Origin of the sequence: Ancylobacter sonchi (assembly GCF_018390695.1) — a bacterium.
Lineage (GTDB): Bacteria > Pseudomonadota > Alphaproteobacteria > Rhizobiales > Xanthobacteraceae > Ancylobacter > Ancylobacter sonchi.
Genome location: NZ_JAHBGF010000036.1, coordinates 619,344 through 632,256 on the forward strand (window position 1 = coordinate 619,344; position 12,913 = coordinate 632,256).

Sequence of the window (12,913 nt, forward strand, 5' to 3'; positions counted from 1 at the left end):
TGAGACTAGCACGGATGCACCCGCCGGGTCGTCTCTCGACGTTGCCGCCGTTCACGAAGCCGCGCGCGGTCCCCAGCCGAGGCCGGCGGCGATCAGCCGGGGCGTGTCGCCCGGCGGCAGGTGGCCGGCGAAGCCTTCCAGCCGGCCCGGCCGCCCCGTCAGCGCCAGGCACAGCGTCGCCGGCGGCGGCGGGGCGGTCGGCACGCCATAGGCGCCGACATCGTAGATTGCCACGTCGAAGCGGCCGGCGGTCAGTTCCAGCGCCCGCGCATGGTCGGCGAGCGAGACATGGTGGCCGAGCGCCCGCACCAGCGCCTGCATCTGGGCGCGTGCCGGCGTGTCGTTCATCACCAGCAGCACCCGCGCCACCGGGCGCTCGACCGCGCTGCGGCCGGGCTCCAGCACCGGGTAGCTCTGGCCGTCGGCGACGAGGCGCTGCTTGAGGCCGGCGACATCCACCCGCCCCTCCGGCGCGAGGCCGAGCACCGCCTCGACCGGCACCGGCGTGCCCTCGCGGCCGAGACGCAGCAGGTAGGAACGGCCGGCGATCTCGCCGGGGCAACGGATCGCCTGCAGGGCGGAAAGGCTCACCGCTTCCGGCGCATGGCCGGGGCGACGCACCAGGAGATGCGCTTCCGGCGCCGCCGGGGCGGCCTTGCGGCCGAACACGCCGATGGTCATGTCGAGGATCGCCGCCTGCCGCCCGTCGGCGAGGCGGGCGACGCCGCCGATCAGCTCGGCGCAGGAGGAAGAGAAGCGGCTGCGCCAGTCGTCCGACATCAGCTGGATCTCGGCGCGGGCCTGCATCGGCTCGTCGTCGATCAGCGCGGTCGCCCGCACCTTGCCTTCGGTACCGAACAGCACCAGCGCGCCGCGCTCCGGCGCCGTCGCGGTGGCAAGGCCGAGCCGGGAGGCCAGGCGGATCAGCGGCAGGCCGGAAGTGCCGAGCGTACCCTTGCCGGCCATGCGGGCCAGTTGCTCGAAGCGGGCGCGGCCCAGCGGCATCACATTGACGACGCGCGAGGACGGCAGGGCGAAGCGCATGCCGCCGAGGCGGAACACCAGCACGCCGATCGTGGCCTCCTCGCGCGCCGGCAACGGGCCTTGCGCGCCGGCGATGGCGCGGGCGGGAGAGGCGAGCGGGGCGAGGGATTCGATCGGCGACATGACGGAACCGGCCACTCTTAGCGGAAGCGAAACTCCCTTTCGGGGGTATCGCCGAGTGTGCGCCGGTCAACGTTAACGGCTTCTGAAGATCGCGGACCGAGGGTCAGCCCAGCCGCGCAGGGGCCGCGTTCAGGCCGCCACCGCCTCGATCAGCACCGCCTCGCCATCCATGGCGAAGGTGATGGCGACCCCGACCTCGCGGGCGAGCAGGCCGGTATAATGCGGCTGGATGGCATGGGCGTCGACCTGCCCGTCCTCCGGCACCTGCCCGGCGAGCAGGGTGGGCAGGTGCGCGGGAATGCGCGCATGGCTTCCCTCGGTACGCAGCCGGAAGCCGTCATCGCTGCCGGCGACATGGATGCGCCCGCCGCGGGGAATGGTCGCGCCGGCGACCAGCAGCAGGTTGAGCAGCAGCTTCACCCGGTTCTTCGGCAGCAGCGCGCGAGGCACCTGCCAGTCGAGGCTGGTGCGGTCGTCCTGGATGAAGCCGCGCGCGACGTTCTCGGCGTCGCCGGTGTCGATCTGCGCCCCCGCCGAGCCGGCGGCGCCGAAGGCCAGGCGGCAGAACTGCAGCCGGGCCGAGGCCTGGCGCGCGCTCTTGGCGATCAGCTCCAGCGCGAACTGCTTCATCGAGGGATCGTCCTCGTCCTCCAGCACCTCCAGCCCGTTGACGATGGCGCCCACCGGGCTGATCACGTCGTGGCACACGCGCGAGCACAGCAGCGCGGCGAGGTCGAGCTTGTCGAGGTCGATGGCGGTCGTCATCGCGGCTCCGTCACGGCAAGGCGAAAGGACAGGCCCGCCCGCGAATCGCAGGGCATGCGGCGCGAGCGGATCAGGAGGCGGTGATACACCGCACCCGCCGCCGCGCCAACCGCAAGCCGGCAACCGGGAGCCTCCAACCGCCATCCGGTGGCGTGCGCGACGGGTATGCGGCGATCACGAAGCGCCGGGCGGAAGCAGCTCTGCCTTCCTGTCGCCGCGCCGCGTGTTAATGATACGTTGGGATTCGCCCGTCCACCGTCTCCCGCGAGCCGCACGATCCACACATCAGACGTCAGCCCGTCGCCAATGTGAGACCGCCCATGCCGACCTTGCGCGCCCTTCTCGCCTGCCTGTCGCTCCTGGTGCTGCCTGCCCTCGCCTCCCCGGCGGCGGCGCAATACCAGCAGCAGCCGCAACAGTCCGGCGGCACCTATTCCACCGACGAGCTGGTCTCACGCGGCCACGGCTTCTTCGGTGAGGTCTCGCGCGGCCTCGCCTTGTCGATCGAGAAGGCGGTCGGCCAGTGGGGCCAGCCCAATGGCTACATTCTCGGCCAGGAGGGCGGCGGCGCCTTCGTCGGCGGCCTGCGCTACGGCGAGGGCACGCTCTATACCCGCAACGCCGGCGACCTGAAGGTGTTCTGGCAGGGGCCCTCGCTCGGATGGGACTTCGGAGGCGACGGCGCCCGCACCATGATCCTGGTGTACAACCTCAATTCCATCAACGACATCTTCCGGCGCTTCGGCGGCATTTCCGGCTCGGCCTATTTCGTCGCCGGCTTCGGCATGACCGCGCTGGCCAGCGACAATATGGTGGTGGTGCCGATCCGCTCCGGCGTCGGCGTCCGCCTCGGCGCCAATATCGGCTATCTGAAGTTCACCCCCAACGCGACCTGGAATCCCTTCTGAGCCGTCCGGCGCGCAGGCGCGATGACCCGGCGCATCCGCAAGAATTGACGGCCCGAGCCCCGGCCGGGAGGTTCCGCACGGCGGCATTCCCTCCTAGAGTGGCGTTTCCGGACCGGCGGCGTCGGGCGCCGGGGCGCATCGGTCCGCCGGGGCGGAGAGTGGCCGGATCGTCGGAAAACGTTCTGGTTTCAAGGGGCTGGAGCGTGGCCCCGACGCAAGGGTCTTTCAACGTTTGCGGAACATGCTCCAGTGTCGGCGCGGCTTGTGCGCCCTGGTACCGCGTAGAGGATGAGGTCGCCGCATGATCGAAGCGGTCATGTATGCCGCCATCGGCTTCCTGACGGCGACCCTGCTCGCCCTGCTGATCCTGCCGGCCGTGTGGCGGCGGGCGGTGAGGCTGACGCGCCGTCGCGTCGAGAACGCCATTCCGGTCACCCTCGCCGAGATCCAGGCCGACAAGGACCAGCTGCGCGCCGTGCACGCCGTCGAGATCCGCCGCCTCGAGCGCGAGGTCGACCGGCTCTATGCCCGCACCGCCGGCCAGTGGGAGCAGCTCGTCGCGCAGGATGGCGAGTTGCTGGCCCGCGCCGGCGCGCTCGCCGATGTCACCGCCCGCCTCGAGGCGCTGCAGGCCCGCGAGAGCGAGCTCGCCGCCCATGACAGCCGGCTCGCCGCCGATCTGTCCGAGCGCGCGGCGCAGCTGGACGAGACCCGCGCGGTGCTCGACACCACGCAGACCGCGCTCGCCGCCACCCGCCGGACGCTCGACGACACCGCCTCCCGCGCCGGCGGCCTCGAAGTCGACAACACCGCGCTCACCGAACTGCGCGAGACGCTGAAGGGCCGGGTCGCCGATCTCGACCGCCATCTCGCCACCACCTCCACCCATCTCGCCGAGGACCGCATGCGGCTGCGCGACAGCGAGGAGGCGCTCGCCGCCGAGCGCGCGCGCGCGGCCGACCTCGCCATCCGCCTCGCGGCGCTGCAAGGCGAGTTCGAGGCTGCCTCCGCGCGAGCCGAGGTGCAGTCCACCGACTTCGCCGCGCTGCGCATCGAGGCCGACAGCCTGTCGGACCGCACCCGCAAGGCCGAGGCGCGCCGCGACGAGGCGATCCGCGAGGCCGACCGCGCCACCGCGAGCGCCCGCGCCGCGCAGGAGCAGGCCGAGGCGGAGGCCCGGCAGTCCGGCGATATGGCGCGCATGCTGCGAGCGGAGATGGACATGCTGGAGGGCGCGCTCGCCAAGGCGCGCGCCGAGCGCGGCGAGTTGCAGGCGCGGCTGGATACCCGCGTCGGTGCCACGGGTCCGGAAGGCGACACGACGCAGGAGCACGACGCTGCCGCGCTGCGCGCCCGCATCGGCGAGATCGGCGCCGAAGTGGCCGCCATGGTGGCGGCGCTGGAAGGACCCGGCTCGCCGATCGAGGCCATTCTCGCCGCCAACCCGCCCACCAGCGGCGCACCGCTGCTCGCCGACCGCATCCGCGAATTGCAGCAGCAGGCCCGGCAGCAGCAGCCGCGGCAGCCGGGGGCGGCGCTCTCCCCGGTCACCCTGGTGCCGCCGGACCGCGCGGTAGCGGAATAGGGATACCCGGACAGCGGCCTCAGGCGACCGGCGTCAGCACCGCGCGGCCGCCGAAATGCGCCTGCAGATTGTCGATGACGAGACCGAGGGTCGCCTTTGCCGCCTCCGGCGCGCGGCCGGCGATATGCGGCGTCAGGATGATGTTGTCGAGCCCGATCAGCTCCGGCGGAATATCCGGCTCGCCTTCCACGACGTCGAGGGCCGCCCCGGCAACGCGACCCTGCCGGAGCGCCGCGATCAGCGCCTCAGTATCGACCACGCTGCCGCGGGCGATGTTGATGAGGAAGCCGTCCGGCCCGAGCGCATCGAGCACGCCCTCGTCCACGAGATGCCGCGTCGTGGCTCCGCCCGGCGTCGCCACGACCAGGAAATCCGACCACGCGGCCAGCTCCCGAACGGAAGGCAGGTAGAGCCAGTCCGAACCTTCCCGCGCCGTTCGGCTGTGATAGGCGACCGGCATGCCGAAGCCGGCAGAGCCGCGCCGGGCGATCTGCTCGCCGATCGTGCCGAGGCCGAGAATGCCCAGCTTCTTGCCGGAGATCGTCGGGCGGAGCTGGCGCGCCCCCGTCCAGCCGCCGCGTCGCACCGCCGCGTCGGCGCTCACCAGTCCCCGCGCCGCCGCCATCAGCAGCGCCATCGCGTGATCCGCGACGCAGGCCGCGTTGGTCCCCGGGCCATGGGTGACGACGATGCCGCGTTCACGGGCCGCCGCGAGGTCGATCCGCTCATAGCCGGCGCCAAGCGCGCAGATGATTTCAAGGTTCGGCAGCGCGGCGATGTCCCCCGCGCTGAGGCCGGTGGAACCATTGGTGAGCACCGCCCGCGCGTGCGGGGCCATCTCCCGGATATGGCGGGCCCGCGCGCGCAGGTCCGGCTCGACATCGACCTCAAAACCCGCCGCCTCCAGGCGAGACCTCCCCTCCTCGGCAATTTCGATGACGACGAGAAGCGGAATCGGCATGGCAGGCTCCTGAGACGGCGAACGGCAACGCTAGCGGCACTCTCGCACCGAACGCCGTGGACGAGCCATGCGAAATCGTCATGGCCGCTGCCGGGGTCTGCCCGCCGATTTTCGCTTGTTCGTCGCCGCGCACGGCCGGCAGCCGTCCGACGCCGGCGCTCGCGCCTCATGACACGACGCCGGACACAGGCTGGGAGCGTCGCTCAACCCAGCTTGCAACCCTTGATGATCTTTGCAATCGCGGCCTTCGATCCGCGCACGTTGAACGTGGTCTCGTGGTAGTTCTTGCCAAGCAAGGTCACGACCACCGCGACGGATGACCTGGCATCCCTGATCTTCTCGAAGAGACCGATCTCGGCATCCGCGATAACGAGGAGCTTGTCATCGACCGCATCGACGGTTCCATCCAGTTCGATGATCTCCCCCTTGTCGATCCGCGCACGCAATTTAGGGCCGACGACGTTCATGCCCCTCAGAGTGTCCTCATCCAGAACCTTCTCCGGGGTCGTGAAGACGATCTCGGTCGTATCCCCCTTGCAGCGCAGGCCAAGGCCATAGCGCCCCGACAGCGTCAGAGCGACGTGCATGGGCTCGTCATCGAACGCGCCGCCCTGACTTTGAGCGATCCACTGCGCCCTCGCGGCATTCAGCGATGCCACAACGAGGAATGCCGTCAAAAACAATCTGAACATGAGCGCCCCCATCTTTGGGGCACTGTAATACCGCAACGAAAGAAGGTGAACCGGCGCTACGCATCAACCGGAGGATGAGCGACGACGCGACGGATCGCCGGATACGGCGCCCCCGCACCGCTCAGCTGCCGCCCCGCCTGCCGGATCAGTCTACCGGAACGACCCGCCCCTCACACGAATTCGCGCGTCAGCTCCACATAGGCCCGCGCCCGGGCTTCCGGGTGTTCGTTGAGCAGCACGTCGGTCACCACCGAGATGGCGTCGGCGCCGGCATCGAGCACGCCGCGGGCGCGGTCGAGATTGATGCCGCCGATCCCCACCAGCGGCAGATCGCCCACCAGCTTCTTCCAGCCGCGCACGCGCTCCAGCCCCTGCGGCTCCCACTTCATCTTCTTGAGGATGGTCGGGTAGACCGGCCCCAGCGCCACATAGTCCGGCTTCACCGCCAGCGCGGTGTCGAGCTCGCTCTCGTCATGCGTGCTGACCCCGAGCCGCAGCCCGGCGCGGCGGATCGCCGGCAGGTCCGCCTCGGCAAGGTCCTCCTGGCCGAGATGGATGAAATCGCAGCCGAGATCGATGGCCAGCTGCCAGTAGTCGTTGACGATCAGCTGCGCGCCGTAGCGCGTGCACACCGCCTTGGCCTCGGCGATCTCGCGCCGGAGCTCGTCCGCCTCCATGTCCTTGGCGCGCAGCTGCACCAGCTTCACGCCCTGCGGCAGCAGCCGGGGCAGCCAGCTGGCGCGGTCGACGATGAGGTAGAACGGGTCGAGCTTCATTTGGCGTCTTTCTTGGTTTTCCATGCGCCGGGGGCGGCGGTGCCGTCCCTCGGGCCTTGGTCGCTCCGACGGCTGGCGCCGGTGGCGGCGCCGGGTCGTGGCGCCATCGCCGATCCCGTCGTTCTAGCCGAAATGCGCCTGTCCCATCACCGGGGTCGAGGGAGCCGCCATGTCGCGCGCCTCCATCGGGTCGGCACGGAAACCCTCGCGGCCGGCCTCGATGGCGAGCGCGAAGGCGCGGGCCATCTTCACCGGGTCGCCGGCCTTGGCGACGGCGGTGTTGAGCAGCACCGCGTCATAGCCCAGTTCCATCGCCGCCGCCGCATGCGAGGGCACGCCGACGCCGGCATCGACCACCAGCGGGATGCGCGGGAAGTGCGCGCGCATCGAGCGCAGGCCGTAGGGGTTGTTCAGCCCGCGGCCGGAGCCGATCGGCGCCCCCCAGGGCATCAGCACCTCGCAGCCGGCGGCGATCAGCTTGTCGGCGACGATGAGGTCCTCGGTGGTGTAGGGGAACACCTGGAAGCCGTCGCGGACGAGGATCTTCGCCGCCTCGACGAGGCCGAACACGTCGGGTTGCAGCGTGTCGTCCTCGCCGATCACCTCCAGCTTGATCCAGGGAGTGTCGAACAGTTCGCGTGCCATCTCGGCGGTGGTCACCGCCTCCTTCACCGTCTTGCAGCCGGCGGTGTTGGGCAGCACCTTCACCCCGAGGTCGCGGATCAGCTGCCAGAAGCTCTGGCCGGATTTGGCGACGCCGGATTCGCGGCGCAGCGACACGGTGACGATCTCCGCCGCCGAGGCGCGGATCGCCTCCGCGAGGATCGCCGGCGAGGGATATTGCGCGGTGCCGAGCAGCAGCCGCGAATTCACCTTGGTGCCGTAGAACTCCACCGGGTCGGCGGTGGCCGTGGTCGATGTCATGGCGTCCATCTCAGCCTCCCTGCATGGGTGCGAGGATTTCCACCCGGTCGCCGTCGGCGATCGGGGTTGCGTCACGCTTCGCCTTGCGCACCATCGCCCCGTTCAGGGCGGTGGCGACGACGGCATCGGCATAGCCGAGCTCGGCGATGAGCCCGGCGAGCGTGGCGGCGCGGATCTCGGCCGCCTCACCATTCACGACGATCTTCATCCATCACCTCCGGGAAATAGGTCCCGTCGAAAGCCAGCTCCGCCGCGCGGCGCGCGAGCGCCGGCGCCAGCAGGAAGCCATGGCGGTAAAAGCCGTTCACGCGGATGGTCCGCCCGTGCCGGCGGATGCGCGGCAGGTTGTCGGGGAAGGCCGGGCGCACATCGGCACCGATCTCCACCACCTCCGCCTCGCCGAAGGCGGGGTGCAGCGCATAGACCGCCGAGAGCAGCTCCAGCAGCGAACGCCCGGTCACGCGCCCGCGCTCGTCATTCTCGATCGAGGTGGCGCCGATCATGAAATGCCCGTCGCCGCGCGGCACGATGTAGACGGGGATGCGCGGGTGCAGCATGCGCACCGGCCGCTTCAGTGAGATCTCGGTGGAGTACAGCACCAGCATCTCGCCCTTCACCCCCCGGAGGTCGGGGAGCACGTCGCGGGCGGCGAGACCGCGGCAGTCCAGCACCACGTCGGCCTCATCGTCCAATGCGGCGGAGGCATCGGCCGCATCGTACACCTCACTGGTCACGTCAGACTGGTAGCGGAAGGTAACACCATACTCGTTGACCAGCCGCCCGGTGAGCGCGGCCAGCGCCTTGCGCGGCTCGAGATGCGCCTCGGTGGGGAAGAACAGGCCCTGCTCGAAACGCCCCGCGAGATCGGGTTCCAGCGCGCCGAGACGAGCGCCGTCGATCCACTCATAGCCTTCGGTACGGCGGGAAAACCGTTTGAGATCAGGTAGATCGCGCGCCTGCGCGAGGACGAGGCTGCCCTCGGCCGGCACGTCCGGCACCTCGCGGCGCCAATAGTCGAGCGACTCGAAGCCCAGCTCCGCGACCAGCGGCTCGGCGCTCTCGCGCTCGCACCACGGCGCCAGCATGCCGCCGGCGAACCAGGAGCAGCCTTGCCCCGATCCGGATTTCCGTTCCAGAACAGTGACTTGCGCCCCTCGCTGCGCAAAGGCGTGCGCACAGGTCAGGCCCGCCACGCCGGCGCCGACAATGGTGACGCGCATCGCATTGGCGGCTCGCGCCGTCGCCGTTTCGTCATGATCGAGGATGATCGGATCGCTCATGCAGCCTCCCTCCGCCAGTCCAAACTGGATCAGGTTCAAAGGGTCGCCATGCTGCAAGAACACTCGAATACCGCGTTCCGCACCGATGGCCTCTCAGCCTCCTGACGAGGCTCCCCCGGATGCGGTTGATATAATCATTCGCCGGCGCGCTGTCACGCGGCGGTCGACAATATTCCGTTCAACCCTGGCGGGATGACAGTGCCACCACATTGTCGGCCGGCCGGTGCAGAACCTCGCTGAGCACCCGGTCGAGCGCGTCCTGGCCGAACGGCTTGGCGAGGCGCCGCAGCTGCGACTCCGCCCCTTCCGGCAATTCGGCGTAGCCGGTGCCGAGAATGACCGGAAATGACGGGAATCGCTCGCTTATTGCCGCGGCCAGCTGCAGGCCGGTCATGCCCGGCATCGCCTGGTCGGTCAGCACGACATCGAAGCTCTCGCCCTCGGCAAGCAGGGCCAGCGCCTCGCCGCCCGAGCTCGCCTCGACCACCCGGTAGCCGAGATCCTCGATCATCGCTGCGGTGGTGGAGAGCACGAGGGGATCGTCGTCGACCACCAGCACACGCCGCGAACCGTCCTCGCGCCGCGGCGAAGACGGCGGCGCGGCGAGCGCCTCTCCGGCGGCAACGCGCGAACCGGGGGCGATCGGCAGCAGGATGGAGGCGGTGGTCCCCTGCCCCGGCCGGCTGGTCAATGTCAGCCGGCCGCCGGATTGCGCCGCCAATCCATGCACCATGGCGAGGCCGAGGCCCGTCCCCTTGCCCACGCCCTTGGTGGTGAAGAAGGGTTCCGTGGCCCGCACCAGCGTCGCCTCGTCCATGCCGACGCCGGTATCGGCGACGCTCAGGCAGAAGAAGCTCGTCTCGCCCGCTTCCCCGGCACTCTCCACCTGGGTCTCGCCGGCGCTGATCACGATGGTGCCACCGGACGGCATCGCGTCGCGAGCATTCACCACCAGGTTAAGCAGCGCGAGTTCCAGCTGGTTGGCATCGACCATCGCCTTCGGCAGGCCCAGCGGGAAACGGGTCTCCACATTGATGGTGGGACCGATCGAGCGGCGCAGCAGGTCGGCCATGCTGAGCACCAGTTCCGGCACGTCGACCGGTTCCGGCTTGAGATCCTGCCGCCGGGCGAACGCGAGCATGCGCTGGGTCAAGGCCGCACCGCGCTGCGCCGCCTGCATGGTGTTCTCCAGCAGCGTCCTCAGGCGCTCGTCGTCATGGGCGCGGCGGCGGGCGAGCTCGAGGTTGCCGACGATCACCGCCAGCAGATTGTTGAAGTCGTGGGCGATTCCGCCGGTCAGCTGCCCCACCGCCTCCAGCTTCTGCGCCTGTCGCAAGGCCGATTCGGCGCGCCGGCGCTCGGTGACGTCGACGAGACCGCACAGGGTCTTGGTGAGATGGCCTTCGGCGTCCCGCTCGGCCACCGCCGACAGGACGCAGTCGATCTGGCGGCCATCCTTGGCGATCATCGTGTATTCCGCCTCGTGCAATTCGCCGGCGGACAAGAGGCGCGGCCAGTGCTCCTCGTTGCGATGACGGGCGGATTCCGCCGTCATGAAATCGGTCAGCGGCCGCCCCATGACCTCCTCCTCGCGATAGCCGAGAAGTTCGAGCCAGCTATGGCTCACCTGCTGGATACGACCGTCGGCCCCCAGCGAGTGCAAGGGCAGCGGCGTATGACGGTAGAGGTGGCGGAACCGCTCCTCGCTGTCGCGCACCATGGCCGCCGCGCGATCCGCCAGCACGCCGGAGCGGCGGTCATACATGACGGCCAGGATCGCCGTGAACAGGATCACCACGGTCGAGGCGGTCACGGCGGTTACCAACTGGCCGGCCTCGACCGCCGTACCCGCCGCCGGGGCCGGCACCGAGGCATCCGGCATCACGGAAAACCCGGCCATCGCCACGTAATGCATGCCGGAAATGCCGAAGCCGAGTGCGATCGCCGCCACCAGCCTTTGCGCGGTGGAGTGAAGGCGGAAGGCGATCCAGAGTGCGGCGGTGGAGGCGACGATGGCCACGAACACCGCCGCGACGACGTAAAGCGGCTGATAGCTCGTCTGCGCCTGCATGCGCATGGCGGCCATGCCGGTGTAGTGCATGCCGACGATGCCGAACCCCATCACGACGCCGCTCAGCAGCACCGCCCATCGATGGGCCCGCAGGCTGACGGCGTAGAACGCCGTGCCAGTGGCCACCAGCGCGACGAGAAAGGATCCCAGGGTCTGCAGGGTGTCGTAGGCGACCGGCATCGGCAGACGCAGCGCCAACATGCCGATGAAATGCATGGACCAGATGCCGCCGCCCAGAACGGCAGCAGCCGCGCACAGCCACCACCTTCGCGCCGCGCTGATCGCCGGCGGAATGCGGGTAGCCAGATCCAGCGCGGTATAGGAGGCCGCCATCGCAATGAAGACCGACAGGCCCATCAGCGCGACGTCATGCCCCAGGACGCCATGCATCTCCACTTTCGCCGAACTCCCACCAACTCCCCGGCAGCCGCTGCCGGCAACCTTGTTTCGTCGACCAATGCCCGCATACGCTTCCGGCCCGAACAACCCTCCGGCCGGGCCGCACGGAAGGTTGAGACGACGCTAGACGACGTTCAGTGCAGATAGCCAAGCAGCCAAAGAACCAGAATGATCGGCAGTGGAATGCCCAAGAGCCACAGAAGACCACCTTTGAACATGAATATCTCCCGTCGTGAATGTGACGAAGAAACATTCAGCCTGTGGTTCTGTTCCCACCGCGACGAAAATCCATCATCCTGAGCCCGACATGTCCATGACCCGCCCCAAGCCGGGCAAACGCCCGTCCGCCAATCCTGCCGAGATCAGCGGCCTTCTCGTCCTCGCCATCGCGGCCGCCGGCCTGCTGCTGTTCGCCTTCATCGCCGACGGCGTGCGCGAGGGCGAAACCCATGCCTTCGACGAAGCGATTCTCCTGTCGCTCCGCCAGGCCGGCAATCCCGCTTTGCCGATCGGCCCGCTCTGGTTGGAAATCGTGGTGCGCGACTTCACCAGCCTCGGCAGCACCACCGTGCTCGGCGTCGTCACCCTGCTGACCGCCGGCTATCTCGCGGTGGACGGCAAGCGTGGCGCCGCGCTGTTCATGCTGGTCGCCACCGGCGGCGGCGCGCTTTTGAGCCTCGCGCTGAAGATCGGCTTCGATCGCGCCCGTCCGGACGTCGTGGGCCATCTGGTCGACGTCCACACACTGAGCTTTCCGAGCGGCCATGCCATGGGCGCCGCAGTGACCTATCTCACGCTCGGCGTGCTGATCGTCCGCACGGAGAGCCAACGCCGCATCAAGATCTACGTGCTCGGGGTGGCCGTGACGCTGACGCTGCTGGTCGGCCTCAGCCGCATCTATCTCGGCGTCCACTGGCCGACGGATGTGCTGGCGGGATGGTGCGCCGGCAGCGCCTGGGCCCTCCTGTGCTGGCTGGCCGCGAACTGGCTGCAGCGTCGCGGGAAAATCGAGCCGGAAGACGCGAGCTGACGCATGCCGACTTCGGACCACAACCGTTTCGGACGCAAGGCCCTTGGCGGCGGCTCGATCCAGCGCCTATTCTGTCCGACCGGGCCGCAAGAGCCCTGCGAGGAACGCCAATGGAGGAGAAGCCCATGCCGTCCAGCAGCCCCGCCGGCAACCTGATCCACGAGATGGGTGTCGTCGAGACCACCCAGTCCGACAACATCCTGCGCTGGGATGGGGAAGAACTCTATGTCGAGCAGGACATCTACCACAACGGCCAGCTCGTTCACCGCAAGTACAAGCGCCGGGTGACGCGCAGCGTCGCGCAGGCGCTGGCCGCCCTGCTGCACCAGCATTGACCGTGATCCCACCCGCGACC

At 69.5% G+C, this 12,913-nt stretch carries 13 protein-coding genes and 1 riboswitch; of the genes, 4 read left to right on the top strand and 9 right to left on the bottom strand.

The genetic code is table 11. The annotated features are described in order from the left end of the window. Positions 1 to 51 precede the first annotated feature (51 nt). Positions 52 to 1,167, bottom strand: a complete 1,116-nt coding sequence (locus KHC28_RS23710; protein ID WP_214010812.1) for a chemotaxis protein CheW — start codon at positions 1,165 to 1,167, stop codon at positions 52 to 54. A 129-nt stretch (positions 1,168 to 1,296) separates the two neighbouring features. Further along, positions 1,297 to 1,932: a histidine phosphotransferase ChpT gene (gene chpT / locus KHC28_RS23715; protein ID WP_214010813.1), complete on the bottom strand. Its 636-nt coding sequence runs from the start codon at positions 1,930 to 1,932 to the stop codon at positions 1,297 to 1,299. A gap of 320 nt (positions 1,933 to 2,252) precedes the next feature. Here chpT and KHC28_RS23720 point away from each other — a divergent pair, with 320 nt between their 5' ends. Together KHC28_RS23720 and KHC28_RS23725 are read left to right on the top strand one after the other, a co-directional pair. Further along, positions 2,253 to 2,840: a DUF1134 domain-containing protein gene (locus tag KHC28_RS23720; RefSeq protein WP_214010814.1), complete on the top strand. Its 588-nt coding sequence runs from the start codon at positions 2,253 to 2,255 to the stop codon at positions 2,838 to 2,840. A gap of 301 nt (positions 2,841 to 3,141) precedes the next feature. Beyond that, positions 3,142 to 4,425 carry a coiled-coil domain-containing protein gene (locus tag KHC28_RS23725; protein ID WP_214010815.1) on the top strand — a complete coding sequence of 428 codons (1,284 nt, stop codon included), beginning with the start codon at positions 3,142 to 3,144 and terminating at the stop codon, positions 4,423 to 4,425. 19 nt (positions 4,426 to 4,444) lie between these two features. On the opposite strand, the gene KHC28_RS23730 is transcribed toward KHC28_RS23725, so the two are convergent. The 7 genes from KHC28_RS23730 to KHC28_RS23760 all read right to left on the bottom strand — a co-directional run bounded on the left by KHC28_RS23730 (position 4,445) and on the right by KHC28_RS23760 (position 11,519). Then, entirely contained in the window at positions 4,445 to 5,386 is a 942-nt protein-coding gene (locus tag KHC28_RS23730; protein WP_214010816.1) for a 2-hydroxyacid dehydrogenase, read from the bottom strand. 203 nt (positions 5,387 to 5,589) lie between these two features. Then, entirely contained in the window at positions 5,590 to 6,078 is a 489-nt protein-coding gene (locus tag KHC28_RS23735; protein WP_214010817.1) for a hypothetical protein, read from the bottom strand. A 170-nt stretch (positions 6,079 to 6,248) separates the two neighbouring features. Next, positions 6,249 to 6,854 carry a thiamine phosphate synthase gene (locus KHC28_RS23740; protein WP_214010818.1) on the bottom strand — a complete coding sequence of 202 codons (606 nt, stop codon included), beginning with the start codon at positions 6,852 to 6,854 and terminating at the stop codon, positions 6,249 to 6,251. 123 nt (positions 6,855 to 6,977) lie between these two features. Next, the gene (locus tag KHC28_RS23745; protein WP_214010819.1) at positions 6,978 to 7,787 is read right to left on the bottom strand and encodes a thiazole synthase; all 810 of its coding nucleotides are present in this window, start codon (positions 7,785 to 7,787) and stop codon (positions 6,978 to 6,980) included. Position 7,788: 1 nt separating this feature from the next. Continuing rightward, complete coding sequence (gene thiS, locus KHC28_RS23750; protein WP_214010820.1) at positions 7,789 to 7,986, bottom strand: sulfur carrier protein ThiS; 198 nt, start codon at positions 7,984 to 7,986, stop codon at positions 7,789 to 7,791. Continuing rightward, positions 7,964 to 8,998 (bottom strand): glycine oxidase ThiO, encoded by a 1,035-nt coding sequence (gene thiO / locus KHC28_RS23755; protein WP_214010910.1) that lies wholly within the window; start codon positions 8,996 to 8,998, stop codon positions 7,964 to 7,966. Before thiO ends, thiS begins: the two co-directional genes overlap by 23 nt. A 49-nt stretch (positions 8,999 to 9,047) precedes the next feature. Next, positions 9,048 to 9,185: riboswitch (TPP riboswitch) on the bottom strand. A 51-nt stretch (positions 9,186 to 9,236) separates the two neighbouring features. After that, positions 9,237 to 11,519, bottom strand: a complete 2,283-nt coding sequence (locus KHC28_RS23760; RefSeq protein ID WP_214010821.1) for an MHYT domain-containing protein — start codon at positions 11,517 to 11,519, stop codon at positions 9,237 to 9,239. 316 nt (positions 11,520 to 11,835) lie between these two features. Here KHC28_RS23760 and KHC28_RS23765 point away from each other — a divergent pair, with 316 nt between their 5' ends. After that, positions 11,836 to 12,558 carry a phosphatase PAP2 family protein gene (locus KHC28_RS23765; protein ID WP_246565118.1) on the top strand — a complete coding sequence of 241 codons (723 nt, stop codon included), beginning with the start codon at positions 11,836 to 11,838 and terminating at the stop codon, positions 12,556 to 12,558. Between the two features lie 125 nt (positions 12,559 to 12,683). Next, positions 12,684 to 12,893, top strand: a complete 210-nt coding sequence (locus tag KHC28_RS23770; RefSeq protein WP_214010822.1) for a hypothetical protein — start codon at positions 12,684 to 12,686, stop codon at positions 12,891 to 12,893. Positions 12,894 to 12,913: the final 20 nt, after the last annotated feature.

Coding starts and splice junctions, on each gene's coding strand:
- thiS (WP_214010820.1), bottom strand. CDS start 7,986: ATGAAGATCGTCGTGAATGGTGAGGCGGCCGAGATCCGCGCCGCCACG.
- KHC28_RS23720 (WP_214010814.1), top strand. CDS start 2,253: ATGCCGACCTTGCGCGCCCTTCTCGCCTGCCTGTCGCTCCTGGTGCTG.
- KHC28_RS23735 (WP_214010817.1), bottom strand. CDS start 6,078: ATGTTCAGATTGTTTTTGACGGCATTCCTCGTTGTGGCATCGCTGAAT.
- KHC28_RS23745 (WP_214010819.1), bottom strand. CDS start 7,787: ATGGACGCCATGACATCGACCACGGCCACCGCCGACCCGGTGGAGTTC.
- KHC28_RS23765 (WP_246565118.1), top strand. CDS start 11,836: ATGTCCATGACCCGCCCCAAGCCGGGCAAACGCCCGTCCGCCAATCCT.
- KHC28_RS23725 (WP_214010815.1), top strand. CDS start 3,142: ATGATCGAAGCGGTCATGTATGCCGCCATCGGCTTCCTGACGGCGACC.
- KHC28_RS23730 (WP_214010816.1), bottom strand. CDS start 5,386: ATGCCGATTCCGCTTCTCGTCGTCATCGAAATTGCCGAGGAGGGGAGG.
- KHC28_RS23770 (WP_214010822.1), top strand. CDS start 12,684: ATGCCGTCCAGCAGCCCCGCCGGCAACCTGATCCACGAGATGGGTGTC.
- thiO (WP_214010910.1), bottom strand. CDS start 8,998: ATGCGCGTCACCATTGTCGGCGCCGGCGTGGCGGGCCTGACCTGTGCG.
- chpT (WP_214010813.1), bottom strand. CDS start 1,932: ATGACGACCGCCATCGACCTCGACAAGCTCGACCTCGCCGCGCTGCTG.
- KHC28_RS23760 (WP_214010821.1), bottom strand. CDS start 11,519: ATGCATGGCGTCCTGGGGCATGACGTCGCGCTGATGGGCCTGTCGGTC.
- KHC28_RS23740 (WP_214010818.1), bottom strand. CDS start 6,854: ATGAAGCTCGACCCGTTCTACCTCATCGTCGACCGCGCCAGCTGGCTG.
- KHC28_RS23710 (WP_214010812.1), bottom strand. CDS start 1,167: ATGTCGCCGATCGAATCCCTCGCCCCGCTCGCCTCTCCCGCCCGCGCC.